The sequence below is a fragment of the Streptomyces virginiae genome, assembly GCF_040638905.1.
In the GTDB taxonomy this organism is placed as follows: Bacteria; Actinomycetota; Actinomycetes; order Streptomycetales; family Streptomycetaceae; genus Streptomyces; species Streptomyces virginiae_B.
Genome location: NZ_JBEZYV010000002.1, coordinates 31,305 through 56,738, shown reverse-complemented (window position 1 = coordinate 56,738; position 25,434 = coordinate 31,305). Strand labels below are relative to the sequence as shown.

The window sequence follows — 25,434 nt, the reverse complement described above, 5'->3', positions numbered from 1 at the left end:
AGGTGCTTCCCCTCTGCCCTCCGGCCCGTCCCAGGGCGTGCGCCGTAAGCCCGCGACCCCCACCACACGACGCGTAAGGAAGAAGCGCTTCATGCTGTCGATCGACGACCTCCGCGGTGTGGTCACCAAACTGCTCGGCTCCGGCGCCGAGCCCCCGAGTGACCAGGTCAACCTCATCGAACTCGGTCTGGACTCCCTCAAGCTCATGAGGATCGCGGACCGCTTCCGGCGCGCGGGAGTTGACGTGGGCTTCGCCGACCTGGCGAAGCGGCCCACTCTGGCCGACTGGGGCACCCTGCTCCCCGTCGAGACCTCTCGGCAGGTGGAGGCGGGCGCGGACGCGACGTCCGGTGACTCCGCGACCTCGGGTGAACCGGCGGCGGCGCAACTGCGCCCAGCGGGACCGGACTCCGAGCCCGACGGCGAAACCTTCCCGCTCGCCCTCATGCAGCACGCGTACTGGATCGGACGGGGTTCGCAGAACCTCGGCGCCGTCGCGGCCCATCTCTACACCGAGTTCGAAGGCAAGGGCATCGACCCGGACCGGCTGGGTGCGGCCGTGGCAGCGCTCGCCGAGCGCCACCCCATGCTGCGCGCACGGATCCTCGACGACGGAAACCAGCTCATAGGACCGTGGACCCGCGGAACGAGCCTGCCGGTACTCGACCTCCGAGAGGCCGACGAGGCGGAAGCCGAGGCGCAGGCGTCCCAGCTCCGGGAGCAACTGTCGCACCAGCTTCTCGACGTCGCCGCCGGTCAGGTCTTCGACGTGCGCGTCACCCTCCTCCCGGGCGGCCGGAGCCGGGTCCACGTGGATGTCGACATGCTGGCGGCGGACGCCCGCAGCTTCCGTGTGCTGCTCGCCGACCTGGTCCGCCTCTACGAGCACCCGGAGCAGCCCCTGCCCGAGCTCGGTTACAGCTACTCCCGCTACCTCGCCGAGCGCCGCACCCAGCCGCCCCGTGAGCAGGACGTCGCCTGGTGGCGCGAGCGCCTGGGTGAACTGCCCGGCGCCCCCGACCTCCCGGCCCGCCCCGAGGCCGAGCGCGGACCTGCCAACCGGGTGACCCGCCTGCACCACTGGCTCGCCCCGGAGCAGCGGGGCCGCCTGACCGAGCAGGCCCGCAAGCACGCCGTCACCCCCGCCGTCGCCGTCGCCACCGCCTTCGCGGAGGTCCTCGGCGCATGGAGCGGAGAGCCGCGCTTCCTGCTGAACGTACCGATGTTCGACCGCCGTCCCCTCCACCGGGACGTCGACAGCCTCGTCGGCGACTTCACCAGCTCGTTGCTCCTCGACGTGGACCTCACCGAGACGCTGAGCTTCGCCGATCGGGCGCGCGACGCCCAGCGGCGGATGCACTCCGCCGCGGCCCACGCCTCGTACTCGGGCGTGGAGGTGCTCCGGGACCTCTCCCGCGACCAGGGCACCCAGGTCCTCGCCCCGGTCGTCTTCACCAGCGCCCTCGACCTCGGCGAGCTCTTCGGCGCCGACGTCCAACGTGTCCTCGGCGAGCCCGTGTGGATCGTCTCGCAGGGCCCCCAGGTGCTCCTGGACGCCCAGATCACCGAACTGCACGACGGTCTGCTCGTGAACTGGGACGTACGCTCCGACGGCTTCCCGGACGGCACGGCCGAGGCCATGTTCGCCGCCTTCACCGACCTCGTCGGCAGGGTCTGCGACGGCACCGCCTGGGACGTCCCCGTCGGATCGCTCGCCACCCCCGCCCAGGTCGCCGTACGCGCGCAAGCGAACGGCACCGATGGCCCGATGCCGCTTCAGCCACTGCACCGGGCCTTTTTCGCGCGGGCCGCCGAGAGCCCCGGAGCTGCGGCCGTGGTGGCCGACGGATTCGCTCTCGACTACGGCACCCTCGCGGATCGGGCGCTGCGCGTGGCCGGCGCGCTGCGCGAGCGCGGAGTGAAGCCGGGCGAAGCCGTCGGCATCAGCCTGCCCAAGGGCCCGGAGCAGATCGTCGCCGTCCTCGGGGTGCACGCGGCCGGCGCCCACTACGTTCCCATCGGCGTCGAACAGCCCGCTGCACGTGCGGAGTCCATCCGTACCCGCGCCGGGGTGACCACGGTGCTCGGCGCCACTGCCGGCCCCGGCGTCCTGCGGGTGAGCGAAGCCATCACCGCCGAACCCCTGGCCGAACCCGTGTACGCGTCACCGGGCGACGTCGCCTACGTCCTGTTCACGTCGGGCTCCACCGGTGAGCCCAAGGGGGTGGAGGTGTCCCACCGGGCCGCCGCGAACACCGTCGACGACCTCGTCGACCGGCTCAGCCTGGGCCCCGACGACCGCACCCTCGCGCTGTCCGCCCTGGACTTCGACCTCTCCGTCTTCGACATCTTCGCCCCGCTGTCCTGCGGCGGCGCTGTCGTGGCGATCGACGAGACCACCCGCAAGGACGCCGCGGCCTGGACCGGCCTGGTCCGGCGGCACGCGGTCACCATCCTCAACTGCGTGCCCAGCCTGCTCGACATGCTGCTCACCGCGGGGGAGCAGGACGACCTCGGGACCACCCTGCGAGCCGTCCTGCTCGGCGGTGACTGGGTGGGCGTCGACCTCCCGGTCCGACTGCACGCTCAGGTCCCCGGTTGCCGGTTCCTGGGCCTGGGCGGCACGACCGAGACGGCCATCCACTCCACGATCCAGGAGTCGGTGAACGGTGAGGTACCGGCGCGCTGGACGAGCGTCCCCTACGGCACCCCGCTGCGCAACGTGCGCTGCCGCGTCGTCGACCCGCAGGGCCGCGACTGCCCCGACTGGGTCTCCGGCGAGCTGTGGATCGGCGGCGCGGGCGTGGCCGACGGATACCGCGGCGACCCCGAGCGTACGGCCGACCGCTTCCTGGAGCTGGACGGACTTCGCTGGTACCGCACCGGCGACCGTGCCCGCTACTGGCCGGACGGCACCCTGGAATTCCTCGGCCGGGCCGACGACCAGGTGAAGATCCGTGGCTTCCGGATCGAACTCGGTGAGGTGGAGGCCGCGCTCGCCGAGCACCCGGCGGTGCGCCAGGCCACCGCACTCGTGCTCCGCACCGGACCGACGCCCAAGCTGTGCGCCGTCGTGGCCACGGGCACCCAGGAGGCCGACGCGGCGGACATCCGTGCCCGGGCGGCCGAACGCCTTCCCGTTCACATGCTCCCCGACACCATCGCCGTACTGGCCGAGATGCCGCTGACGGCCAACGGCAAGACCGACCGCCGCGCACTGCGCGACCTGCTGGCCGCACGTACCGTGAACGAGGGCGCACCGACGGGCACGCAGTCCTCGCTGGAATCAGTGATCGCCCGCGTCTGGTCCCGGGTACTCGGCATCGCTACCGTCGGGCGCGACGACGACTTCTTCGCCCTCGGCGGCGACTCCATCCTCGCCACGCGCATCACGTCACGGCTCCGCGAGGCCCTCGACACCGATGACGTGTCGGTCCACGACATCCTCTCCGCCCTCACCGTGGCCGATCTCGCCCGGACGCTCACGACCCGTGAGGAGGACGAGGGCCGGATGGAGGCCGTGGCGGAGGTCTTCCTGGAGATCGACGGGCTGTCGGACGAGGAGATCGAGGCACGGCTGGCCGGCGGGGGCGACGACGGTCGTGGCGCCACGCCGACGGGGCCGGACCATGGCTGACCGGCCTTCAGGGCCGGGAGCGCCCGACAGCGACAGCTGGTTCCGCCGGTACGCCCCGCGGCCGGACGCCGCGGCGCGCATCGTGTGCTTCGGCCCCGCCGGCGGTGCCCCGGCCTTCTACCGGGACTGGGCCCGGGCGGTGCCCGACGACATCGAGGTCGTCTCGCTCGTGCTGCCGGGGCGGGAGCGCCGTGCGGCGGAGCGGCCGGTGACAGCCATGCCGGATCTGGCCGACGCGGTCGTGCAGGCCGTGGTGACCTGTATGGACAGGCCCACCGTGTTCTTCGGCCACAGCATGGGTGCCTCCGTCGCCTTCGAAGTCACCCGTCGTCTGGAGAAGAGCCGGGGGCCCCGCCCCGTCGGACTGGTCCTGTCGGGCAGGCCCAGTCCGAGACGGCTCCTCGAAAACCCCTCGCCGGTCGCCGAGTACGACGATGCCGCGATCATCGAGTACCTGCGAGGCCTGGGGGGAACACCGCACGAACTCCTCGACGACCCCGACGTCCGGGAGCTCATCCTGCCGCCCTGCCGCGCGGACTTCCAGGTGATAGGCCGATACGTACCCGACCTCGCCCACCCGCGCATCACCACACCGGTCCGCGTGCTGCTGGGCGAATCCGACCCGGCCACCCCGATCCGGGACGCGGAGCGCTGGGCAGAGGTGGCGGCCGCCATCACCGGTACGCACGTCCTTCCCGGCGGGCACTTCTACCTGCTCGACCACCTGGACCTGGTGGTCGACCACGTCCTGAGCGCGCTACGAGGTGAGGCGGCATCCGTGAACGGGACGTCCGCAGCACCGCATTCCACCGAACCCCGCGGGATCCCCCGCCTCACCGGACCCACCCGATCCGGGAAAGAGAGAGAAGCCGTGACCCTGGCCCCTGCCTACCATGAGCGCCAGATACGCCTTGGCGGCGACGTGCTGAGCACCGCGGCCGCACTGTCCGAGACCTCGGCGGACTCGTACGTCCTCTTCGAGAATCGTGGAGCCATCGGCTGGGCGGAGGGGGAGCACGCAACCCTCATCGTCCACGAGGACCGTACGGTCCTCACCGTGAACGACCTCGCCGACGGCGCCGTCCCCGCCGTGTTCACCGCCGAGCGGGGTGTGCTGCAGGCCCTCGACCAGGCACTGGCCGCCGTGCCGGTCCGGGAGTGGCGCGCGTACGGATGGGCCACCTTCGAACTCAGCTATCCCCTGCACGGCCTCCCCGCCACCGAGGGTGACGCTCCGCTCGTCCACCTCGCCATCCCCGCGCGAGAAGTGCGGCTCGAGGAGGGCAGCGCTCTGCTGCGCGCCATCGACGAGACCGAACTCGACGACCTCGAAAGGCGCGTCCGCTCCGCCGAAGCGCTCAGCGGCGCGTTCGGCAGCACCCGGCGCGTCACCGCCGATGTGGACGGCCACGACGCGGACGCCTACAAGGCGGCGGTCGCCGGCGCGGTGGACGAGATCCGTGCCGGCAAGCTCGCCAAGGCCATCCTGTCGCGCGTCGTCCCCGTCACCTCGCCCGTCGACTTCCCCAGCACCTTCGTGGAAGGACGGCGCGGCAACGACCCGGCCCGCTCCTTCCTCCTGCGCCTCGGCGGTTGGGAGACGGTCGGCTTCAGCCCCGAGATCGTCGTCGGCGTCACGGGCGACGACGGTTACGTCGTGGCCCAGCCCCTGGCCGGCACCCGTGCCCTGGAAGGCGACCGCGAGGGCGACAGCAGCCGCCGAGCCGAGCTCTACCGCGACGAGAAGGAGGTCTTCGAGCACGCGGCTTCGGTTCGCCTCGTCGTGGAGGAACTCCTTCAGGTGTGCACCGAGGAGTCGGTGAAGGTGGACGACTTCATGTCCATCAAGGAGCGCGGCAGCGTGCAGCACCTCGCGTCGCGGCTTTCGGGCACTCTGGCCCCGGGGCGCGGTGCCTGGGAGGCCGTCGCGGCGCTCTTCCCCGCGGTGACCGCCTCCGGCATCCCCAAGGCCGAGGGCTGTGACTTGATCCGGCGCGCCGAGGGAGGCCCCCGAGGTCTCTACAGCGGGGCCGTGCTCACCGTCGACGCGGACGGCACGATCGACGCGGCGCTCGTGCTGCGCAGCATCTACCGCCACGAGGGGCGCACCTGGCTGCGCTCCGGCGCCGGTATCGTGGCCAACTCCACCCCCGAAAGGGAGCTGGAGGAGACCCGCGAGAAGATGCGCAGCGTCTCCCGCTTCCTCGTCCCCGCCGCGCATGCCACGGTCGGCGGCGAGACCCCGGATTCCGCCTTGGCCGAGCAGTCCGCAGCGTTGGCCCGCTAGAGCCCGGACAGGGCGGATGTACAGGTCGGGGCGCCGCTTTGCAGGCGGCGCCCCGACGTACCGTTCCCTCCGGTGCTCGCGCGAGCGCGGCCTGCGGGCGGGCAGTACTCCGGACATGCGGCAGCCGTACGGGGTCGTCTCCCGTACGGCTGAACGGGCCCGCGGAGGTGTCAGGAACCCGAACGGAGCTCCAGCGTGCAGCACTTCACGCTGCCACCCGCCTTCAGGAGCTCGGAGAGGTCCACTCCGACCGGCGCGAAGCCCCGGGTGCGAAGCTGGGCGGCCAGGTCGGTGGCTCCTTGCGGGAGCACCACGTTCAGGCCGTCCGAAGCGGCATTGAGGCCGAAGACACGGGCGTCCGCATCGGTGGCGATGACGGCTTCGGGGAACAACCGGCGCAGGACGGCCTGGCTGCCGGGCGAGAAGGCCGGCGGGTAGTACGCGATGGTCTCGTCGTCCAAGACGGCCAACGCCGTGTCCAAGTGGTAGTAGTCGGGGTCCACCAGGGTCAGGCTGATGACCGGCCGACCGAAGAACTCCTGCGCCTCGGCATGCGAGCGGGGGTCGCTGCGGAAGCCGGTGCCGGCCAGGAGGAGGTCGCCCACCAGCAGATAGTCCCCCTCGCCCTCGTTGACCACTTCGGCGGTTCGGGGGTCGGTGAAGCCGTGGGTGTGCAGCCAGTCGCGGTAGGCGGGGGCCTCTGCGACGCGTTCGGCGTCCCGGAACTTCGCCACGAGTGCGCGGCCGTCGATGACGGTGGCGCCGTTGGCGGCGAAGACCATGTCGGGCAGTCCGTCCACCGGATCGATCAGTTCGACCGTGTGCCCCAGGTCCTCGTACACCTGGCGCAACTGCTCCCATTGCGTCACGGCCAGAGCCGTGTCCACGGGCTTGGCGGGGTCCATCCAGGGATTGATGGAGTAGACCACGTCGAAATAGGTGGGCCGGCACATGAGGTAGTGCCGGTTCCTTGCAGTGCGCATGCTGAGCGTCCCTGAGGTCGTGGGCCGTCCGGATTTCGGTGCCCGTCGGGGGGTGTGGGGGTTGGGGTGTCCCCGCACCGTTGTGAGGGTGGCAGGAGTGCCGTGAAGCGCCTCTGAGGTGGGGCCGTACGGGGGCCCTGGCAATGGCACCAGGCCAATCCTGGAGAAGTAAAGCAAGCCTTACCTAATATGCGCAATGGCGGGTTACCATCTAGGAGTTGAAGAACTCCAACGCGACGGTTCTGCCGGTCGGCGCCGAACAGAGACCCTGTCGACCGGATGTTGCGCAGTTCCGCACGAGCCCCCCACGGAAGGCAGTTGGGATGCCCACGCCCCTCGATGCATCCACCGAGCAGGCGCACCGCAGTGTGACGGAGCTCGACGAAGCCATCATCGAACTGGTCCGGAGGCGGACCGCGGCACATGCCGAGATGGTCGCCCTACGGCGAGCGGCAGGCGGCCCCGTGACCGAACTCGCCCGGGAGAACGAAGTACTCCGCCGCTACGGCGAAGTCTTCGGCGCCAAGGGAACGACTCTGGCCCTGCTCCTGATGGACCTCGGCCGCCGAACGAGACCGCCGGCGCCACGGATCCCGGCCCAACAGCGCAACGAAGCCGACTTCGCTCGGAACTGACCGGCCGAAGAGGAGCAGGTCGGCATCCACAGGGAGTCCAGTCGCGGCCCGGTCGGCCGACCACCGCCCGTGCGGCGCAATGGCCGCCTCCGCCTGGGAGCCGTTTGCTCGCCGGGCCTGCGGACGAAACTGCTGCGCAAAGCGGTCGCCGTCTCAATCGGGCTGCGGTGCAACCGGCGAGGTGCTCGGGGTTCCGCGCTGGACCAGACGGAACACCCGTTCGGTGGGCCGCTTTTGACCCGGTCGGCGGGGTCGGTACGTGGCCGGGACGAATACCTTGGAGATCCGGGGCCGTGCCCTGCGCGCCGCTTCGACGAGCGCGGCCAGGGTCGGGGAGTCCTTCGTCAGGCGCCGAAAGCGCCTCTGAGCGAAGCCGGATACCGCGAGGGCCTCCACCCAGGTCGCGCCGCGGCTGAGGGCCACCGTGGCGACCCGGATCATTGCGGGTGTGGGTGTGCCGCCCGGCTCCAGCCCGTGTTGGGAGGCCAACGCGGCAGCCGATCGCAAGGCGGAGGCGAAGGCCGGATCCGCCGCCAGCCAGTTCTGCAGGACGCGGTTGGGGATCCCTGCCCACACAGCTGCCGCCTCCGGGCCGAGGCCGTGCGCCGTGGCCTGTAGGACCTCAGCCATGCGTGCGAGGGTCTCATGGCGTGCGCTCGGCACATCGCCCAGCGCGTCCTCCAGCGCCCGCTCCATCTCGTCGCGCGCGTTCAGCCATGCCACGACCCGGTCAGCCCGGTCAGCCCGGTCCGCCCGGTCCAGGTCGGGCTGAGTGTCTGGTTTCCCTTGGTCGTGCACTTTCCTTCCCCCGCTCGGTCGCTTCGTTCGCCTGATATCGATCATTGCTCGTGGTGGGGGAGTTGGCCGGGAGGGCAGCGCACCGCATGTCGACCGTCCGTGCGTCACCAACACCGACCCTAGCGAAGAGATCACGAACGGTAGCCGCGTTTCAGGACAGTGCAGTGCGCTCCCCACCAGTCCTTGACCAGGTGAGGCACCCGCCGAGGCGTCTCGGCGGGGCCACCGCCGAGGCGGAGCGTCAAACAATGCTGCAACACGCGTGACTGACGCCCAAGCGGAGCGTGGGCCGGTCCCGTGTGGTGGTCGCGAGGGTATCGGCGCACCCAACTATGGCGGCCCGCCACATACACCCTTGAACTGCGCGTTCCTATGGTGTGGCGACGCAACGATGTCCCCCGCCCGTCCCCGGAAGTGGTGACCATGGCCTTCGCAGCACCCGCATCCACACCGCCCAGAGCCCTCGCGCGCGTCGTCGCCGCCAGTCTCATCGGCACCACCGTGGAGTGGTACGACTTCTTCCTCTACGGCTCGGCCGCCGCGCTGGTCTTCAACGAGCTGTTCTTCCCCGACAGCGAGCCGCTGGTCGGCACCCTGCTCGCCTTCCTCACCTACGCCATCGGCTTCGCGGCCCGCCCACTCGGCGGCCTCGTCTTCGGCCACTACGGCGACAAGATCGGCCGCAAGCGGCTCCTCGTCCTCAGCCTGCTCCTCATGGGCGGCGCCACCTTCGCCATGGGCCTGCTGCCCACCCACGCGAGCATCGGCGTCGGCGCGCCCGTCCTCCTCACCCTCCTGCGCCTGATCCAGGGGTTCGCGCTCGGCGGCGAGTGGGGCGGCGCGGTCCTGCTCGTCTCCGAGCACGGCGACGACGAGCGCCGCGGCTTCTGGGCCTCCTGGCCCCAGGCGGGGGCGCCCGGCGGCAACCTGCTGGCCACCGGCGTACTCGCCCTCCTCGCCGCCGTACAGTCCGACGAGGCCTTCCTCGCGTGGGGCTGGCGCATCCCCTTCCTGCTCTCCGGCGTGCTGGTCGTGATCGGCCTGTGGATCCGGATATCCGTCTCCGAGTCCCCGGTCTTCCTCGAAGCGCAGGCCAGGGCGGCGCGACAGGCAGCCGCCGGTGTGGAGGCGAAGCCGCCCGTGGCGGAGGTGTTCCGTACGAACTGGCGCGGCGTCCTGACCGCGATCGGCACCCGCCTCGGGGAGAACATCTCGTACTACGTCATCACCGCCTTCCTCCTCGTCTACGTCACCAGCCACCTCGGCCTGCCCAAGAGCGACGGCCTGAACGCCGTCCTGATCGGCTCCGCCGTCCACTTCGCCGCCATCCCGGCGTGGGGAGCGCTCTCCGACCGCATCGGCCGCCGACCCGTCACCCTCATCGGCTCGGTCGGCATGATCGGGTGGGCGTTCGCGTTCTTCGCGATGCTGGACTCCAAGTCCTTCCCGGTGATCGTCGCCGCCGTGACCGTCGGGCTGCTCCTGCACGGCGCGATGTACGGACCGCAGGCCGCCTTCATCTCCGAGATGTTCGCCACCGAGGTCCGCTACTCCGGTGCCTCGATGGGCTCCCAGCTCGCGTCCGTCATCGGCGGGGCGCTCGCCCCGATCGTCGCCGTGGCCCTGCTCAAGGACTACGACTCCTCCGTACCCGTCTCGATCTACCTGGGCGCGGCGGCGGCGGTCACCACGCTGACCGTCCTGGTCGCGAAGGAGACCCGCGGGCGTAGCCTGGCCCGCGGACACGCCCCGGCAGGCGGCTCGGTACCGGCCCCGCGCACGACCGGGCACGAACCGGTACCGGCCGACAACTGAACCGGATCGGGCGGGCCGGTCCGTGCGAGTCCACCACCACGACGGAGAGCGCCCGATGTCGACCGCAGGAAGCACAGGAAGCACAGGAAGCACAGCGAGCGCCGGCGCCGGCCCCGGAACCGGCACCGGGCAGACCCGGAGCGCGCTGCTGCACCTGCGCCACCTGCTGGACCTGCTCGACCAGGGCGCGCCGGCCGAGCAGTTCGCACCGCCGGCCGCCCCGGTCCCCGGCCCGCACCCCGACGAACCGGACGCGGCGGTGGTCGCGGAGGCCACCCGGGTCGCACTCCGCATCCGCCGCACGCTCAGCCAGCACCGCCGCCGCGAGGCCGAACTCGCCGCACTCTTCGACACCGCCGGCGACCTGGCCCGGCTCAGAGACCTGGACGCCGTGCTCAAGGCCATCGTCCGCCGCGCCAAACTCCTCCTCGGCACGGACGTCACGTACCTGTCCCTCAACGACGACGAGGCGGGCGACACCTACATGCGGGTGACCGACGGCTCGGTCTCCGCCGCGTTCCAGCAGGTCCGCCTCGGCATGGGGGAGGGCCTCGGCGGTCTGGTCGCCGAGACGGCCCGCCCCTACTCCACCGGCGACTACCGCGACGACCAGCGCTTCCGGCACACCACGACGATCGACGGCGCCGTCACGGAGGAGGGGCTACGGGCCATCCTGGGCGTACCGCTGCGCCTGGGTACCCGGGTGATCGGCGTCCTCTACGCGGCGGACCGCACCGCCCGCGCCTTCACACCCGACGAGGTCGCCCTCCTGTCCTCGCTCGCCGACCACGCCGCCATCGCCATCGACAGCGCCCGCCTGCTCGACGAGACCCGCAGCGCACTCGTCGACCTCAACGAGGCATCGCGGACCATCGAGGTGCACAGTGACGCCATGCGGCGCGCCGAAGACGCCCACGACCGGTTGACCGATCTGGTGCTGCGCGGCGCCGGCATCACCGAGGTCGCCACCGCCATCGGTACCGTCCTGCAGGGCGGCACTCTGATCCACGACGCCGACGGCACCGAACTCGCCCGGGCCGGCACCGATTCCGGGCGGCCGTCGGCCCGGGCCGTCGCCGCGTCCCGGGCCGACGGGCGTGCCGTGTCCGCCGACGGCACCTGGGTGTGCGCGGTCCTCGCCGGCCCCGAGCTGCTCGGCAGCATCGCGCTGACCGGCCGCCCCGACCTCGGCGACGCCGACCGCCGCCTGTTCGAGCGCGCCGGGGTCGTCACGGCCCTCCTGCTGCTCCAGCGCCGCTCGGTCGCCGAGGCCGAGGACCGGGTTCGCGGCGAACTCCTCGGGGACCTCCTCACCGGGGCCGCCGACCCGGCGAGCCTGCCCGCGCGCGCCCGCCGGGTCGGAGTGGACCTGGACCAGCCGCACTCGGTGTTCGTCCTGCACTCCGCCGCCGCGCCCAGGCGGCTGCTGGCCGCCGCCGCCCGCATCGCGCACGCCCGCAAGGGCCTGGCGGGCCTGCACCACGACGGCGTGGTCCTCGTCCTCCCAGCCGAGCACCCCGGACCCGGACCCGGCGCCGCGAGGCTCGCCGGCGAGCTGGGCCAGGCCCTCGCCGGCCCCGTCACGGTCGGCGCCGCCGGGCCGGTCAGCGGTCCGGAGCCGTTCCCCGACGCCCACGCCGAAGCCCTCCGCTGCGGGACCGCCCTGCGCGCACTGGGCCGGGAGGGCTCCGGTGCCGCCCTGGGCGATCTGGGCTTCCTCGGCGTGCTGCTCGGCGACCGGACGGACCTCGGCGGCTACGTGCGCCGGACCCTGGGCCCGGTGCTCGACTACGACGCGAAGCGCGGCACGGAGCTCGTCCACACCCTCCGGACCTACTTCGACGAGGGTACGAGCCCGTCCAGGGCCGCCGAGGCCCTCCACGTGCACGTCAACACCGTGGTACAGCGGCTGGAGCGGATAGGCCGACTGCTCGGCCGCGACTGGCCGCGGCCGGAACGGTCCCTGGAGCTGCAACTCGCCCTGCGCGTCCTGCGCGTGCAGCGACCGGACGATTCCGGCCCGCCCGCCCCTTGACCCGCGTGACGCGGTTCGCGGCGCAGCCGCCGGAAAGCGGCGACAGGTGGCAGGGTGGAAGGCATGTGCGGCCGTTACGTCTCCACCCGTGGTCCCGAAGACCTCTCCGGCCTCTTCCAGGCCGCGCCCCCGGATCCGGGGCACGCGCTGGAGCCCAGCTGGAACGTCGCCCCCACCGACGCGGTCTGGGCGGTGCTGGAGCGCGCCGACCGGGAGAGCGGGCTGCTGGAGCGCAGGCTGCGGCCGCTGCGGTGGGGTCTGGTGCCGTCGTGGTCGAAGAGCGCGACCGCCGGCGCGAAGATGATCAACGCGCGCGTGGAGACGGTGCACGAGAAGCCCGCCTACCGGCGCGCCTTCGCCAAGCGCCGCTGCCTGCTGCCGGCGGACGGGTTCTACGAGTGGCAGGCCGTCCCCGCCTCCGCCGGAGCGAAGGCGTACAAGCAGCCGTACTTCATCCGCCCCGAGGACGGCGCCGTGATGGCCATGGCAGGGCTCTACGAGTTCTGGCGCGACCCGGGCGTCGCCGACGACGACGATCCAGCGGCGTGGTGGGCGACCTGCACGATCATCACCACGGAGGCGACCGACGCCGCCGGCCGCGTCCACCCCCGTATGCCGCTCGCGCTCGCCCCGGCCGACTACGAGGCCTGGGTCGACCCCTCCCACCAGGACGCGGACGAGCTGCGCGCCCTCCTCGCCACTCCCGGGGGCGGCCGACTGGACGTCCGCCCCGTGTCGACGGCGGTCAACAACGTGCGCAACAACGGGCCCGAACTCCTCGACGACCCCGCGGATCCCGCTCCGGCGGCGAAGTGGGGAACCACCGCGACGTAAAGAAACATTGACACCATGTGCGGCGTGCTTGACACTTCGGGTGTCAGGTTTTCTTTACATGGGGAGTGGTGGCCGTGGCCGTCGAAGAGAAACGCGCCTGGATCATGATCGTGGTCACGGTGCTGTCGTACACGGCGTACCTGGCCCTCGTCCTCGGCCGGTCCGGGGCCGGCCCGATCACCCAGGAGCCGTACGCCGCCGCACTGCTGTGGACCGTCGGCTCGGCCATCGCCGCCTCCATCGCGCTGCACGCCACCGTGGCCCTCCTGTCGCCCGAGGAGGGCAGGACCAAGGACCAGCGCGACCGCGAGATCCACCACTTCGGCGACCACATCGGGCAGTCGTTCGTCGTCGTGGGCGGCGTGGCGGCGCTCGTCCTGGCGATGACCGAGGCGGACCGGTTCTGGATCGCCAACGCCGTCTACCTGGCCTTCGTCCTGTCGGCGCTGCTCGGATCCACGGCGAAGATCGTCGCGTACCGGACGGGCTTCCAGCCGTGGTGAGGCCCACGCGGGTCACCAACAGGATCCGGGCCCTGCGCTTCGCCACCGGCGAGATGACACAGGCCGAACTCGCCCGCCGGATCGGCGTCACCCGGCAGACCGTCATCGCGATCGAACAGGGCCGCTACTCGCCCTCGCTGGAGAAGGCCTTCGAGATCGCCCGCGTCTTCGCCGTACCGCTCGACGCCGTGTTCCAGTACTCCGCCACCGAAGGAGACACCTCATGAAGGCGATCGTGCAGGACAGCTACGGTCCCCCGGACGTGCTGCGGCTCGACGACGTGGACCGGCCGGTTCCGCGCCGGGGCGAAGTGCTCGTACGGGTCCACGCCGCCGCGGTCGACCAGGGCGTCTGGCACCTCGTGACGGGCCTGCCGTACGCATTGCGGCCCGTGTTCGGCCTCCGGGCACCCCGTGTGCGCACACCCGGTATGGACCTCGCAGGGCGGGTGGAGGCCGTCGGGCCCGACGTCACCCGGTTCCGGCCCGGCGACGAGGTGTACGGCAGCTGCCAGGGGTCGTTCGCCGAGTACGCGTGCGCGAAGGAGGACGCCCTCGCCCCGAAGCCGTCGGGCCTCGGCTTCGAGGAGGCCGCCACCGTCCCCGTGTCCGCCGTCACCGCCCTCAAGGCCCTGCGCGACGTCGGCCGGGTCCGCGCCGGGCAGCGCGTCCTCGTACTGGGCGCCTCGGGCGGCGTCGGTACCTACGCCGTGCAGCTGGCCAAGGCCTTCGGGGCCCACGTCACCGGTGTCTGCAGCGCCGCCAAGACGGACCTGGTGCGGTCCATCGGCGCCGACGAGGTCGTCGACTACGGGCAGCAGGACCCCGTCGACGGCAGCCGCCGCTACGACGTCGTCCTGGACATCGCGGGCAACCGGCCACTGTCCCGGCTCCGCCGCGCCCTCACCGCCCGCGGGACCCTCGTCATCGTCGGCGGGGAGGGCGGAGGCCGGTGGCTCGGGGGCAACGAACGCCAGCTGGGCGCCATCCTGCTGTCGCCCTTCGTCGGCCCGCGCCTGCGCTCGCTCGCCGTCATGGAGCAGCACCACAGCGACCTGCGGGCCCTCACGGAACTCATCGAGGCCGGCTCCGTCACCCCGGTCGTCGACCGCACCTACCCGCTGGCCGAGGTACCCGACGCCATCCGCCGCCTGAGGGGTGGTCAGGCACGAGGCAAGATCGCCATCCGGCTATGAGCCGTCCGCGGGGTCCCAGCTGATGCGGGCGACGACCGGCAGGTGGTCGCTCCCGGTGGCGGGAAGCGTGCGGATGTCGGCAACGGCCGCCGAGCGGGCCAGGACCTGGTCGATCCGGGAGACCGGGAAGGACGCGGGCCAGCTCAGGGCGAACCCCCGCTGCGGCACCTCCATCCGCGAGGTCACCGGAGCCAGCCCGCGGTCGTCCACGGTGCCGTTCAGGTCGCCGAGCAGCACCACCCGGTCCACCGGCTCGGCGGCGACGGCCGCGCCCAGCAGCCGCGCGCTCTCGTCCCGCAGCTGCGAGGCGAAGCCGGACGGCCGGATGCGGACCGAGGGCAGGTGGGCGACGTAGACGGCGATCTCGCCGTGCGGCGTGCTCACGCCGGCCCGCAGGCCGCGGCTCCAGCCCTCCCCGATCCCCGCCGGCTTGATGTCGAGCCGCCGTACGCCCGCCAGCGGGTACTTCGACCAGAGGCCCACGGTGCCCTCGACGGCGTGGTGCGGATACCGCGACGCCAGGGCCTGCGCGTAGGCCGGCAGCGCGGAGGGGGTCAGCTCCTCCAGGGCGATGAGTTCCGGCGCGGCCCCGGCGAGCGCGGCCGCGGTGCCCGCCGGGTCCCGGTTCTCGTCACTGGCGTTGTGCTGGACCACCGTGAGGTCGTGGGCGCCATGCTCCGCCGGCAGGAGCAGCCCGCCGAACTGGCCCAGCCATGCCAGCGCGGGCAGCAGCAGGGCCACCGGCGCGACGGCCGAGCGGCGTACGAGCGCCGCCACGAGCAGCAGCGGAACCGCCAGGCCGAGCCAGGGCAGGAACGCCTCCAGCAGGCTGCCGAGGCGGCCCACCGCATTGGGCACGGCGGAGTGGAACGTCAGCACGGCGGCGGTCAGCAGGGCGAGCGAAGCGAGGACCCGCCCGCGCCCGGCCGTGGCCGCACGCCACCGGCCTCCGCGGGGCGCGCCGCAGGCCGTACCGCCGGCCGCCTTGCCGGTCGCCCCTTCGCCCACCCGCTTCGCCAATGCCCCGCCCATCCGTCCCGGACCGCTCCCGCCCCGCAGAATGAGCACGACGTCGCCCGCTACGACGCCTGATCCGCCGCCGGGGTTCCCGCAGGGCCGCACCGCGGGGGCCCGCCCTGGCGGCGGCGGCCCGGGAAAGCGACGGCGTAAGGGCCGTCGCCGCTCGGTCGGACCGGCTACCCGCCCGCTACGACGTCCTGCACGCGCCGCGCATCCGGCGCCGGCGCAGCAGCAGGCCCACGCCCGCTCCCGCCAGGGCGGTCGCCGCGACACCCGCCGTGGTCCACCAGACGGCGTCGCCCTCGGAGGCGGGCACCGCCTGCGTCCCGGAGGGAGCCGGAGCGGGGGACGACGCGGCGGCGGAGCCCGATGCGGCGGAACCGGAAGCGGAAGCGGGGTTCGGGGCCGACACGGCCGGAGTGCCGCCGGTCGCGGAGCCCGTGGTCCCCGCACCGGTGGTCCCCGCACCGGTGGTCGGAGCCGGGTCCACCACGGGTACGCCGACTTCGAGTTCACCCTTGCCGAGCGCGGGGAACCCCACCTCGACGCTGACCTTCCACGAACCGGGCGGCAGTGCCTCGGCCGTGGTCCATCCGGCGGGCGCCGCCGCCGTGTCGCGGACCAGGCGCCAGGGGCCCATCGTGCGGGAGCCGTCGACGCTGACCGCGTTCACGGTGGCGGCGACCGTCTCGTCGACGGCGTCCCCGTCGTTCTCCCAGGTGATGTCGGCGGTGACGTGGCCGGCGCGTTGTCCGGTCACCACCACCTTCAGGGTGTCTCCGTGGGCGTGGGCCGCAGCGGGGAGCAGGAACATGAGACCGAGTGCGGCCAGGGTGGCCGAGAGAGCGATTCGTATGCGCATCGTCGGGGTGCTCCGGTCGAGATGAGGGGAACCGGCGGACGGCCGCACGGGGCGGCCGTCCGCCGGGGCGGATCACGGCGTCACGGGGTGGTCCCGGCACCGGGGCGTGGGGTACGCCTCGGCGCCGGGCGTGGCGGCAGTGCTCAGCCGGACTTCTGGAGGGTCCAGGCCTGCGCCGCGCGGCCGTCCGCACGCTGGAGGTCGAGCAGCCAGTTCCCGTAGTAGGGGCGGTTGCTGACGGTGAGGGCGAAGCCGCCGCCCGGATCCGTCACGGCGACCGCGCCACCGCGGGACGTCAGCTTCCAGGCCTGCGCGCCGTTGCTCTTGTCGCAGGGCTGCTGGGAGACCCACATGCCCGCGGCGGGCGTGCCGCCCGGCTGGAGGCACTTGCCGGAGGCCGCGGACCGGATGCGGACCTGGCCGCTGCCCGCGTCGTCGAAGTACCACTGCTGCTGGGCGTAGCCGTTGGCGCGGCCGCCGACGAGCAGGGTGCCGTCGGCGGTGCGGCCGCCCCACACCTCGGCCGCCATGCCGGTGCTGCCGTTGCCGAGCGTGTAGCGGCTGCCCGGGGTGGTCGCTCCGCCCCCGGCGCCGGTCGTACGGAACGTCGCGGCCTTGCCGGGCCCGCTGTCGCGGCCGGAGCCGTCACGGGCGGACACGGTCACCGTGTACGAGGTGTTGGGCTGGAGGTTGTAGATGCGCAGCACCTGCGACTGGACCCAGGCCAGGTGCTTGCCGTTCAGCATCACCTGGTACCAGGCGGTGCCCTCGACCTTCGGCCAGCTCACCACGACGGAGTCGGACTGGATCTGGGCCGCCGTCGCCGTCGGTCCGCCGGTGGGCTTCTTGGTCGGTGTCGGCGAGGGCTTCTTCGTGGGCGTCGGCGTCGGGTTGGGACCGGGGTCCGTGCCGTTGCCACCCTTGGTCTTCATCAGGAACTGGTTGTCCGCGATGTTCCAGTGCGTGGCCAGGTAGCTGCCGGCCTTGGGACTGGTGTGGAAGTAGTCGTCGTGGTTGCAGTCCAGGATGTTCTCGGACGCCTGGTTCGTGCAGATGTTGCGCATCTGCGGGTAGTACGGGGTGTCCGAGTAGCACATGACGTCGTACTCGTCGGTGCAGTGTGCGCCGCGGCTGGTGTTCGGGGCGCTGTTGTTGACGGCGCCCAGGTTGTGGCCGAGTTCGTGCGCGGCGGTGTGGCCGCCCCAGCAGCCCGAGTCGGTGCGTCCGTAGGACGGGCCGAAGTTGCTCTGGTTCGCCTGGCCGGGACGCTCGTCGCCCGCGAACGTGCCGATGCCGCAGTAGACCTGGCTGTCGGCGAAGATCATGTACTTGCGGTCGCGGCGGTCGAGGCCCTTGGCGGCCAGCGCGTTGTTGGTCGCGCTGAACTCGGCCAGGGCGTTGGCCGGGAGCTCGATGTTGAGCACGGTGGGGGTGCAGTCCGCGGCGGTCACGTAGCGGATGTGCCGGACGCCGCCGGTCTCCTTGGCGCTCGCCGAGTAGATGAGGTCGGCGTCGGCCGCCCACTTGCGGAACGAGGCGAGGTACTCGGAGTAGCGGTCCTTGCCCGGGGCGTGGACGTACACGACCTGCACGCGGTTGCCGGTGCTGCCGTCGCCGTCGCACTGGACGGTCTGGCCGGCGGGGCCCGCGGCGACGGCCTGGCCGCCTTCGGCGGCGGCGGGCGCGGGCGCGGTGGCCTTGGTGGCCGTGGCGTCGGCCGCGGGCGCGTCCTGAGGACGCCCGCCGCCTTCCTTGGTGGCCGGGTCGTCGGTGGAGGGTTTGGCCGGATCGGCCGCCGGGGCCGTCTCCTTGACGGCCGGCGGGATCTCCTTCGTGATGTCGACGCCCTTCGGCGGGGCGTCGGGGCCGTGGGTGCACAGCCCGTCCCCGGTGCGGTAGACGCCGACGCAGCGGTCGCCCTTGGGCGCCGGCTGCAGGCCGTCGTAGATCATGCCGCGCGCGTTCTCGTTCGCGGGCGCGGCGGAGAGGGGTTCCGGCTCCTGGTCCCGGGCGGGGGCGGCGGCCGGAGCGGAGGCGGCGGCCTCGACGGATCCGGCGGCCTGGGCACCGTCGCCGAGCCCGGAGTAGGCGATGCCCGCGGCGATCACCGCCCCCGCTGCCACGGCGGCGGTGGCGAGTATCAAGCGCCGGGGTTTACGGCGGTGATCGGTTGCAGTGCGTCTGCGGCGGCCAGTCATGGGCACCTCAAATCATTGTCGGACTAGTGGGGTGCGCGGAAGCCTGCCAGACGAATGCGGCGGAGAATTCGGACAAACGGGAGCGCGGTCCGGGAAATCATTCCGTTACCTGTTGGCATGATTTGACGAACACTCAACTTGCGGTAAACGCAGGCGAGTTACGCGCGTCGCACTCGAAAGGTCCAGTCCTTTCGGGGCGGGTTGTTATCAAATCGAGATATGATGTGGAAGCTTATTGACGGGAATTCAGTCAGGAATTCACCTAATTACTACCTGCCGAATTCTCTCCGTCACGAGCGGTGAGGGTCGGCGCCCGGCTTCCGGCCCGAGCGGTCGTCGGCTCCCTTATGGAGACGGCCAGTTGGCGAAACCCGTCGGTCGGCCCGTCCCAAGTGCTGCGGTACGGAGCGTCGTCGTCCGCTCCGGATGCCAGGCCGGCCGCTGTCGACGACCTGGCCGACCCCGAGGGCAACGAGGCCGGCGTCGGGGCGGCCGGCTGGACCGGGCCGGAGCCGCCCCGGCGGTGAGGACTGCTGGGGCGGCGGGGCGGGGCCGTGGTTCGTTGCTGTCCGCCCTGTCAGTCGAGGGCGACGACGGCGCTCAGATCGATGCGTGCGAGGCGCTCGGGATCGGTGAGGATGTCGAGCGCGATGATCCGGCCGTCCCGGACGGTGAACGCCATGACCGACCTCGCCCGGCCCTCCGCCACCGCGACCGCACCGGGAAGTCCGTTCACCAGCACCGGACGTGCTGCCTCCGCGAAACGGGCGAAGGCGATCGCCTGCGAGGCGACCTCGGCCGCGCCTCGACGCACCAGCGAGGGGTGCAGCGCACCTCCGTCGGAGCGGGCCACGACCTCGGGGTCGAGGACGTCGACCAGGGCGGCGAAGTCCCCGCCGCGCGAGGCGGCGAGGAAGGCGTCGACGACCGCACGCAGGCGGGCCGGATCGGGATCCGGAGCGGGTACGGCGCCCTGCACCCGGCGGCGGCCCCGGCTGGCGAGCTGCCGCGTCGCGGCCGCGCTGCGCCCGAGGGCCGGGGCGATCTCGTCGAAGGGCACGGCGAACAGGTCGTGCAGGACGAAGGCCAGGCGTTCGGCGGGAGGGAGCGTCTCCAGGACCACCATCAGGGCGATGCCGACCGAATCGGCCAGGAGGACCTGCTGTTCCGGGTCGAGGCCGTCCGCCCGGCTGACGACCGGGTCGGGAAGGCGGACCTGCCCGTCCTGGTCGTGCAGCGGATCCTCGCGCCGCGTCGTACGGGAGCGCAGCATGTCCAGGCACACCCGCCCGACCACGGTGGTCAGCCAGCCGCCCAGGTTCTCGACCGCGTCGGCGTCGGACCGGTGCAGCCTGAGCCATGCCTCCTGTACGGCGTCGTCCGCCTCGCTGAGCGATCCCAGCATCCGGTAGGCCACTGCCCGCAGATGGGGGCGGTGCTCCTCGAACCGCCGCGCCGGCATCTCTTTCCCGCTCACCCGTCACATCCCGTCTCGGAAGCCCAGTCCGAAGTCCGGACCATAGCCGAACGTCCAACGGGCGCAACATCCGGTTGAGTTGGCGTGGCGAGTGGTGAGGGGATGCGGCGGCCGGGATCGCCCGGCCGGGCAGCGGTCAGGACGAGGGCGACGGGCGGCGAACGGGTCACGCCCCGTTCGCCCACTCCTCGCGGAGCATCCCGAAGAGCACGCGGTCGTACCGTTCCCCGTCCACCATCACGGCCGACCGGCGGCGGCCCTCCTCGCGGAAGCCCAACCCGGCGAAAGCACGGACGGCGCGCTCGTTGCCGCTCCAGGTGTCCATCTCCAGCCGGCTCAAGTGGTAGGCGCCGAACAGATGGCCGACGAGCAGCCGCAGCGCGTCCCGGCCGTGCCCACAGCCCCAGAAGTCCCGCTCGCCGATGGTGACCCCCAGCGTCGCCACCCCGGCGTACGGGTCCATGTCCCGGTAGTCGGCCATGCCGATCACCCGCCCGTCCTCCAGGTTCTCCACCGTGAACACGGCCGACTCCGTGGGGACGAGCCTCAGCATGGTGTCGAAGCCGAGCCCGACCGCCTCCGCGGTGACGGGGCCGAAGCACGGGTCGCCGGCGGCGGCCCAGCGCACCACTTGGGGGTCGTTGCGCCAGCGGAGGTGGTGCTCCGCGTCGTCGGACCGCAGCGAGCGCAGCCTGACCAGGTTTCCTTCGATCATTGCGGAATCGTAAGTGATCACGAGAACCGCTCACGTCTGCGGATGTGCTCAGCGGTGGCGGCGGTGGAGTTGCAGGGTGGTGAAGACCGCGACGCCGAGGGTGATGTGCATGAGGGAGAGGGCCGCGACGGTACCGCCATCGGCGTCGGCCGACAGCGGGCCGGCGACCGACAGCAGTGCCAGACCGCTGCCCACGTACTGCGCCATCCGCAGGAAGACCGGCTTCCACAGGGCCAGCAGCAGGGCCGCGCCGGTCCCGATCAGCAGCGGGACGACGGAGGAGCCGATGACGCCTCCGACCGTGATCGGGTGTTCCGCGCCGGCGTCCATGACGACGAGGGAGGCACCGGCCAGTTTGGCGACGGCGAAGACGGCCAGATTGACCACGGTCGCGCCGACCGCGCCGGTGACCAGCACCTTCCACCAGCTGAAGCCGGAGCGGCGGACCGAAGGTGCGGCGGTCGCGGCCCCCGAGGGGCCGGAGTTCGAAGCGGTGCTGCTCGACATGGGACTTCCTCCACGTGTGAATCGCCGCACCGCCGTGCGGCGGTCGGCCTACGCATAAGCCTCCAACCTGAACCTCGCTTGAGGTCAAGCCCTGTTGCCTCACCCCGGGGACGCCACTTCGCCCCCGTCGCCGTCAGGCCCGTCCAGGCCGTGTCGTCAAAGTCCCGATTGGCCGGTGGGGCCTGCCCCGCCCTTCGGGCGGCCGACGCCACTTTGACGACACCCTTTAGGTGACGAGGAATTCGCGGAGGTCGATGATCGTGTAACCGTCCGCCTCGGCGGCGTCGATGATCAGGGGGAGGGCCTCGGCATCGAGGACGATGCCGTCGCCGTTGCTGCCGACGTGCATCTGGATGATCGCTCCGGGGGCCAGGGCGCCGATGGCGCGGCCGGCGGCGGCCTCCACGCTCATGCCGCCCTGCGGGCCGAGGTAGCCGTTGGTGTCGGCGGTGAACTCGATCGCCGCGTATCCCAGGTCGTTGACGTCGGCGACGGAGTCCCGCGTCGTGGCGCTGTAGGGGAAGCGGAAGAACGGCAGCGGCTCCGTGCCGGAGGCCGTCCGGATCGCCGCGTCGGCGCGGCGTACCTCCTCCACCCGCTGCGCCGTGCCGAGGCCCTCGAAGTGGGGATGGCTGTACGAGTGGTTGCCCAGCCCGTGCGCCGCGCCGATCGTGCGGACCGCCGCCGGGTGTGCGTCGGCGAAGGCGCCGGTCGGGAAGAAGGTGCCCGGCAGCCCGCGCCGGCGCAGTTCCGCCAGGACGGTGTCGATCCCGGCCTCGTCCCACGCGGCGTTGAATGTGAGCGCCACGACCCTGCGGGACGTGGGCAGTCGGCGGATCTCACCGCCGAGCAGCGAGGCCGGCGGGCGGGGACCGGAGGGGAGCGCCGTACTGTTCGCGAAAGCCGTACCGTTCGCGGCCCGGGCGCCCGAGCACGGTACGAGCCCTGCCCCGAGAAGCGCCGCCAGCGCGGCGCGTCGTCCGATGTCCACCACGATCGCTCCCTCCGGCACGGCACGGCACGTCGCGTCGGCTCCGGCCTGCCACGACTATGCGACGGCACGCGTCTGCGGAGCCGCAGCCCCGGCCGTGCAGCCGGGTGAACCCCGCCCCTCAGTCCCGCCGGCGCAGGTGTGTCGTCAGGTGGTGCTGGAGGGGCCGGCCCACCGCGGCCATGTCGTGAACGACCGTCATCTCCCCGCCTTGGACGGTGTACCGGCGCCGCGTACCGGTGACCTCCTTGGCCAGCGGCGTCAGCGACACGTCCTTGGTCTCGATCTCGAACTCCGTACCGGACGCCCGCCCCACACAGGTCTCGACGATGCCGGTGGGGTGGGCGAGCACGACCTCCAGGGAGGCGTCGGGCGTCACCCGCCACCACCCCGCCTCGCGTCCCGCCGGCCGGACCGGAGCACCGGCGTCGTCGATCAGCCACGCCCGTGCCTCGTAGCGCAGGAAGGGGCGGCCGTCGTGGCTGAAGGTGACCTCCTGCGTGTAGCGGAAGTCCTTCTCCAGCGTCGGATAGCCGCCCCGGCCCCGGCCGTGCCAGCGCCCGAGCAGTGGCAGCACGGGCTCCAGCAGCGGATGCGGGTCCGGACCCTCGCCGAGCACGTGGCTGTCGGGGTACGGATTCTCCTGCACCGACTCGAACATGTTCACCCTGCCTGTCTGCCGGAAAGCCCCACCGGAAGCGGAACCCGCAGCAGCATAGGCGGTGCGCCCCCGCCCCGCCCGGGAAGCCGGGGGCGGGGCGGGGGCGGGAGCGCGGCGCGGGTCACCGGCCCGGCAGGGCCCCCGCCACCGAGGCCGGTACCGGTGCCAGACCGGCCGGCCTGGTGGTGAAGACGCCCCGGCCCTGGGTCCGGCCCCGCAGCCGGGACGCGTACCCGAACAGCTCGGCCAGCGGCACGGCCGCCGTGATCACCGCGGTGCCGGCTTCGGCGGCCTGGCCCGAGACCCGGCCGCGGCGGGCCGCGAGATCACCGAGCACGCTCCCGACGCCGTCCTCCGGGACGCTCACCATGACCTCCACGATCGGTTCGAGCAGCTCCATCGTGCTGAGTCGCAGCGCTTCGCGCAGCCCGAACCGGCCCGCCGCCCGGAACGCCATCTCCGAGGAGTCCTTGGAGTGCGTCGCCCCGTCGGTGAGCGTGACGCGCAGCCCCGTCACCGGATACCCGCCGAGCGGGCCCCCGGCGAGAGCGTCCCGGCAGCCGGCCTCCACGGCGCGCGCGTACTCCTGCGGCACCCGGCCGCCGACGACCGTCGAGCGGAACTCGAAGACCGCCTCCTCCAGCGGCTCCACGTCCAGCACGACGTGCGCGAACTGGCCCGCGCCCCCGTCCTGTTTGACGTGCCGGTGGACCAGGCCGGCCACCCCGCGCACGACGGTCTCCCGGTAGGAGACCTGCGGGCGGCCCACGACGACCTCCACCCCGTGGCCGCGGCGGACCTTCTCCACCGCCACCTCCAGGTGCAGCTCGCCCAGCCCCGACAGCACGGTCTGCCCGGTTTCCGGGTCGGACCGGACCACCAGTGAGGGGTCCTCCTCCGCGAGCCGCGCCAGTGCCGACGCCAGCCGGCCGGTGTCGGCGTTCTGACGGGCCTCGACCGCCACCGACACCACCGGCTCGGCCACCGTCGGCGGTTCGAGCACCAAAGGCGCGCCCGGCGCGCACAGGGTCGTGCCCGCCCGGGCGGACTTGAGCCCGATCACCGCGACGATGTCACCGGCCACCGCTTCCTCCCTGTCCTCGTGCCGGTCGGCCTGGACCCGCAGGATCCGGCCCACCCGCTCCGTACGGCCCGAGGCCGCGTCCAGTACCGTCCCGCCCTTGCGCAACGTGCCGGCGTAGATCCGCAGATGGGTGAGCCGCCCCGTCGGCGTCGCCGACACCTTGAAGGCGAGGGCCGCGAACGGCTCCGCCGGGTCGGGGGCGCGCTCCTGCTCCGCCCCGTCCGCCGTACCCCGTACGGGCGGCATGTCGGCGGGCGCCGGCAGGTACGCGACGACCGCGTCCAGCAGCGGCTCGATCCCGCGGTTGCGGTACGCCGAGCCGCACAGCACCACGACGCCGTCCCCGCGCAGCGTCAGCTCCCGCATGGCCCGCGCCAGTGTCCCGTCGGCCAGCGCGGAATCCGCGCAGAACTCCTCCAGCGCATCGGCGTGCAGCTCGGCCACCGTCTCCTCCAGCAGCCTGCGCCGCCGCCCGGCCTCCTCCCGCAGTGGTTCGGGGACCGGCCCGGACTCGAAGTCGGCGGAGCCGGTCGTCCAGCGCAGCGAGCGCATGGTCACGAGGTCGACGACCCCGGTGAAGGCGTCCTCCTGACCGATGGGCAGTTGGACCACCAGCGGGACGACGCCCAGGCGACGGCGGATCGACGCGACGGCCGTGTCGAGGTCGGCGCCCGCCCGGTCCAGCTTGTTGACGAACGCGATCCGCGGCACACCGTGCCGGTCGGCCTGCCGCCACACCGTCTCGCTCTGCGGCTCCACCCCGGCGACGGCGTCGAACACGGCGACGGCGCCGTCGAGCACCCGCAGGGAGCGCTCCACCTCGTCGGAGAAATCGACGTGCCCGGGGGTGTCGATCAGGTTGACGTGGTGCCCGCCCCAGGTGCAGCTCACGGCCGCGGCGAAGATGGTGATGCCGCGGTCGCGTTCCTGCGGGTCGTAGTCGGTGACGGTCGTGCCGTGGTGCACCTCGCCCCGCTTGTGGATGGCACCGGTCGCGAACAGGATCCGTTCGGTGATCGTGGTCTTGCCGGCGTCCACATGGGCGAGGATGCCCAGATTGCGGACCGCGGTGGGGGAAGTGGTGGTGAGGGGGCGTCCGTTGGCGCGCATGGCCCGGGGCCTTTCGAGTGAAGAGATGAAGAGGGCGGCGCGAATCCCCTGACGACAGCCCGTCACCCGCCCGGCCGACAGCCGTGG

General features: G+C 72.5%; 20 protein-coding genes. 9 read left to right on the top strand and 11 right to left on the bottom strand.

The genetic code is table 11. From position 1 onward, the window contains the following. Positions 1-91 precede the first annotated feature (91 nt). Complete coding sequence (locus AB0F82_RS03735; protein WP_362623587.1) at positions 92-3,637, top strand: amino acid adenylation domain-containing protein; 3,546 nt, start codon at positions 92-94, stop codon at positions 3,635-3,637. Next, on the top strand, positions 3,630-5,924 hold the full coding sequence (locus AB0F82_RS03730; RefSeq protein ID WP_362623585.1) for a salicylate synthase: 2,295 nt from the start codon (positions 3,630-3,632) through the stop codon (positions 5,922-5,924). The genes AB0F82_RS03735 and AB0F82_RS03730 overlap by 8 nt, the downstream gene beginning before the upstream one ends. A 170-nt stretch (positions 5,925-6,094) precedes the next feature. Here AB0F82_RS03730 and ddaH read toward each other — a convergent pair whose 3' ends face one another. Further along, the gene (gene ddaH, locus AB0F82_RS03725; protein WP_362623582.1) at positions 6,095-6,907 is read right to left on the bottom strand and encodes a dimethylargininase; all 813 of its coding nucleotides are present in this window, start codon (positions 6,905-6,907) and stop codon (positions 6,095-6,097) included. Positions 6,908-7,125: 218 nt separating this feature from the next. Between ddaH and AB0F82_RS03720 the strand changes: the two genes are divergently transcribed. After that, the gene (locus tag AB0F82_RS03720; RefSeq protein ID WP_362623580.1) at positions 7,126-7,542 is read left to right on the top strand and encodes a chorismate mutase; all 417 of its coding nucleotides are present in this window, start codon (positions 7,126-7,128) and stop codon (positions 7,540-7,542) included. A gap of 153 nt (positions 7,543-7,695) precedes the next feature. On the opposite strand, the gene AB0F82_RS03715 is transcribed toward AB0F82_RS03720, so the two are convergent. Beyond that, complete coding sequence (locus tag AB0F82_RS03715; protein WP_362623577.1) at positions 7,696-8,265, bottom strand: hypothetical protein; 570 nt, start codon at positions 8,263-8,265, stop codon at positions 7,696-7,698. Positions 8,266-8,763: 498 nt separating this feature from the next. On the opposite strand from AB0F82_RS03715, the gene AB0F82_RS03710 reads away from it, so the two are divergent. The 6 genes from AB0F82_RS03710 to AB0F82_RS03685 all read left to right on the top strand — a co-directional run bounded on the left by AB0F82_RS03710 (position 8,764) and on the right by AB0F82_RS03685 (position 14,722). Next, positions 8,764-10,155, top strand: a complete 1,392-nt coding sequence (locus tag AB0F82_RS03710) for an MFS transporter (RefSeq protein ID WP_362623574.1) — start codon at positions 8,764-8,766, stop codon at positions 10,153-10,155. A 55-nt stretch (positions 10,156-10,210) separates the two neighbouring features. After that, positions 10,211-12,190: a helix-turn-helix domain-containing protein gene (locus tag AB0F82_RS03705; protein WP_362623571.1), complete on the top strand. Its 1,980-nt coding sequence runs from the start codon at positions 10,211-10,213 to the stop codon at positions 12,188-12,190. 63 nt (positions 12,191-12,253) lie between these two features. Next, the gene (locus AB0F82_RS03700) at positions 12,254-13,024 is read left to right on the top strand and encodes an SOS response-associated peptidase (protein WP_362623568.1); all 771 of its coding nucleotides are present in this window, start codon (positions 12,254-12,256) and stop codon (positions 13,022-13,024) included. A 74-nt stretch (positions 13,025-13,098) separates the two neighbouring features. Next, positions 13,099-13,527 (top strand): hypothetical protein, encoded by a 429-nt coding sequence (locus AB0F82_RS03695; RefSeq protein ID WP_362623565.1) that lies wholly within the window; start codon positions 13,099-13,101, stop codon positions 13,525-13,527. Then, positions 13,521-13,754 (top strand): helix-turn-helix transcriptional regulator, encoded by a 234-nt coding sequence (locus AB0F82_RS03690; protein ID WP_436842027.1) that lies wholly within the window; start codon positions 13,521-13,523, stop codon positions 13,752-13,754. The genes AB0F82_RS03695 and AB0F82_RS03690 overlap by 7 nt, the downstream gene beginning before the upstream one ends. Continuing rightward, positions 13,751-14,722, top strand: a complete 972-nt coding sequence (locus AB0F82_RS03685; protein ID WP_362623562.1) for an NAD(P)-dependent alcohol dehydrogenase — start codon at positions 13,751-13,753, stop codon at positions 14,720-14,722. Before AB0F82_RS03690 ends, AB0F82_RS03685 begins: the two co-directional genes overlap by 4 nt. On the opposite strand, the gene AB0F82_RS03680 is transcribed toward AB0F82_RS03685, so the two are convergent. From AB0F82_RS03680 to fusA, 9 genes are all read right to left on the bottom strand, one after another. Further along, positions 14,717-15,754: an endonuclease/exonuclease/phosphatase family protein gene (locus tag AB0F82_RS03680; RefSeq protein WP_436842026.1), complete on the bottom strand. Its 1,038-nt coding sequence runs from the start codon at positions 15,752-15,754 to the stop codon at positions 14,717-14,719. The two genes, AB0F82_RS03685 and AB0F82_RS03680, sit on opposite strands and share 6 nt — an antisense overlap. A 175-nt stretch (positions 15,755-15,929) precedes the next feature. Further along, complete coding sequence (locus tag AB0F82_RS03675) at positions 15,930-16,604, bottom strand: hypothetical protein (protein ID WP_362623559.1); 675 nt, start codon at positions 16,602-16,604, stop codon at positions 15,930-15,932. 143 nt (positions 16,605-16,747) lie between these two features. Further along, on the bottom strand, positions 16,748-18,748 hold the full coding sequence (locus tag AB0F82_RS03670) for an RICIN domain-containing protein (protein ID WP_362623556.1): 2,001 nt from the start codon (positions 18,746-18,748) through the stop codon (positions 16,748-16,750). Between the two features lie 631 nt (positions 18,749-19,379). Then, a complete protein-coding gene (locus tag AB0F82_RS03665) occupies positions 19,380-20,264 on the bottom strand; it encodes a sigma-70 family RNA polymerase sigma factor (RefSeq protein WP_436842045.1) in 885 nt (294 codons plus the stop codon). 181 nt (positions 20,265-20,445) lie between these two features. Continuing rightward, positions 20,446-20,994, bottom strand: a complete 549-nt coding sequence (locus AB0F82_RS03660; RefSeq protein ID WP_362623550.1) for a GNAT family N-acetyltransferase — start codon at positions 20,992-20,994, stop codon at positions 20,446-20,448. A 48-nt stretch (positions 20,995-21,042) separates the two neighbouring features. Further along, positions 21,043-21,501, bottom strand: a complete 459-nt coding sequence (locus AB0F82_RS03655) for a DUF6069 family protein (protein ID WP_362623547.1) — start codon at positions 21,499-21,501, stop codon at positions 21,043-21,045. A 226-nt stretch (positions 21,502-21,727) separates the two neighbouring features. Continuing rightward, on the bottom strand, positions 21,728-22,495 hold the full coding sequence (locus AB0F82_RS03650; RefSeq protein ID WP_362623545.1) for a polysaccharide deacetylase family protein: 768 nt from the start codon (positions 22,493-22,495) through the stop codon (positions 21,728-21,730). Positions 22,496-22,613: 118 nt separating this feature from the next. Next, on the bottom strand, positions 22,614-23,153 hold the full coding sequence (locus AB0F82_RS03645) for an FABP family protein (RefSeq protein WP_362624374.1): 540 nt from the start codon (positions 23,151-23,153) through the stop codon (positions 22,614-22,616). 121 nt (positions 23,154-23,274) lie between these two features. After that, a complete protein-coding gene (fusA, locus tag AB0F82_RS03640; protein ID WP_362623542.1) occupies positions 23,275-25,347 on the bottom strand; it encodes an elongation factor G in 2,073 nt (690 codons plus the stop codon). Positions 25,348-25,434 lie beyond the last annotated feature (87 nt).

Coding starts and splice junctions, on each gene's coding strand:
- AB0F82_RS03680 (WP_436842026.1), bottom strand. CDS start 15,754: ATGGGCGGGGCATTGGCGAAGCGGGTGGGCGAAGGGGCGACCGGCAAG.
- AB0F82_RS03735 (WP_362623587.1), top strand. CDS start 92: ATGCTGTCGATCGACGACCTCCGCGGTGTGGTCACCAAACTGCTCGGC.
- AB0F82_RS03710 (WP_362623574.1), top strand. CDS start 8,764: ATGGCCTTCGCAGCACCCGCATCCACACCGCCCAGAGCCCTCGCGCGC.
- ddaH (WP_362623582.1), bottom strand. CDS start 6,907: ATGCGCACTGCAAGGAACCGGCACTACCTCATGTGCCGGCCCACCTAT.
- AB0F82_RS03730 (WP_362623585.1), top strand. CDS start 3,630: ATGGCTGACCGGCCTTCAGGGCCGGGAGCGCCCGACAGCGACAGCTGG.
- fusA (WP_362623542.1), bottom strand. CDS start 25,347: ATGCGCGCCAACGGACGCCCCCTCACCACCACTTCCCCCACCGCGGTC.
- AB0F82_RS03645 (WP_362624374.1), bottom strand. CDS start 23,153: ATGTTCGAGTCGGTGCAGGAGAATCCGTACCCCGACAGCCACGTGCTC.
- AB0F82_RS03700 (WP_362623568.1), top strand. CDS start 12,254: ATGTGCGGCCGTTACGTCTCCACCCGTGGTCCCGAAGACCTCTCCGGC.
- AB0F82_RS03655 (WP_362623547.1), bottom strand. CDS start 21,501: ATGTCGAGCAGCACCGCTTCGAACTCCGGCCCCTCGGGGGCCGCGACC.
- AB0F82_RS03665 (WP_436842045.1), bottom strand. CDS start 20,264: ATGCCGGCGCGGCGGTTCGAGGAGCACCGCCCCCATCTGCGGGCAGTG.
- AB0F82_RS03685 (WP_362623562.1), top strand. CDS start 13,751: ATGAAGGCGATCGTGCAGGACAGCTACGGTCCCCCGGACGTGCTGCGG.
- AB0F82_RS03675 (WP_362623559.1), bottom strand. CDS start 16,604: ATGCGCATACGAATCGCTCTCTCGGCCACCCTGGCCGCACTCGGTCTC.
- AB0F82_RS03705 (WP_362623571.1), top strand. CDS start 10,211: ATGTCGACCGCAGGAAGCACAGGAAGCACAGGAAGCACAGCGAGCGCC.
- AB0F82_RS03660 (WP_362623550.1), bottom strand. CDS start 20,994: ATGATCGAAGGAAACCTGGTCAGGCTGCGCTCGCTGCGGTCCGACGAC.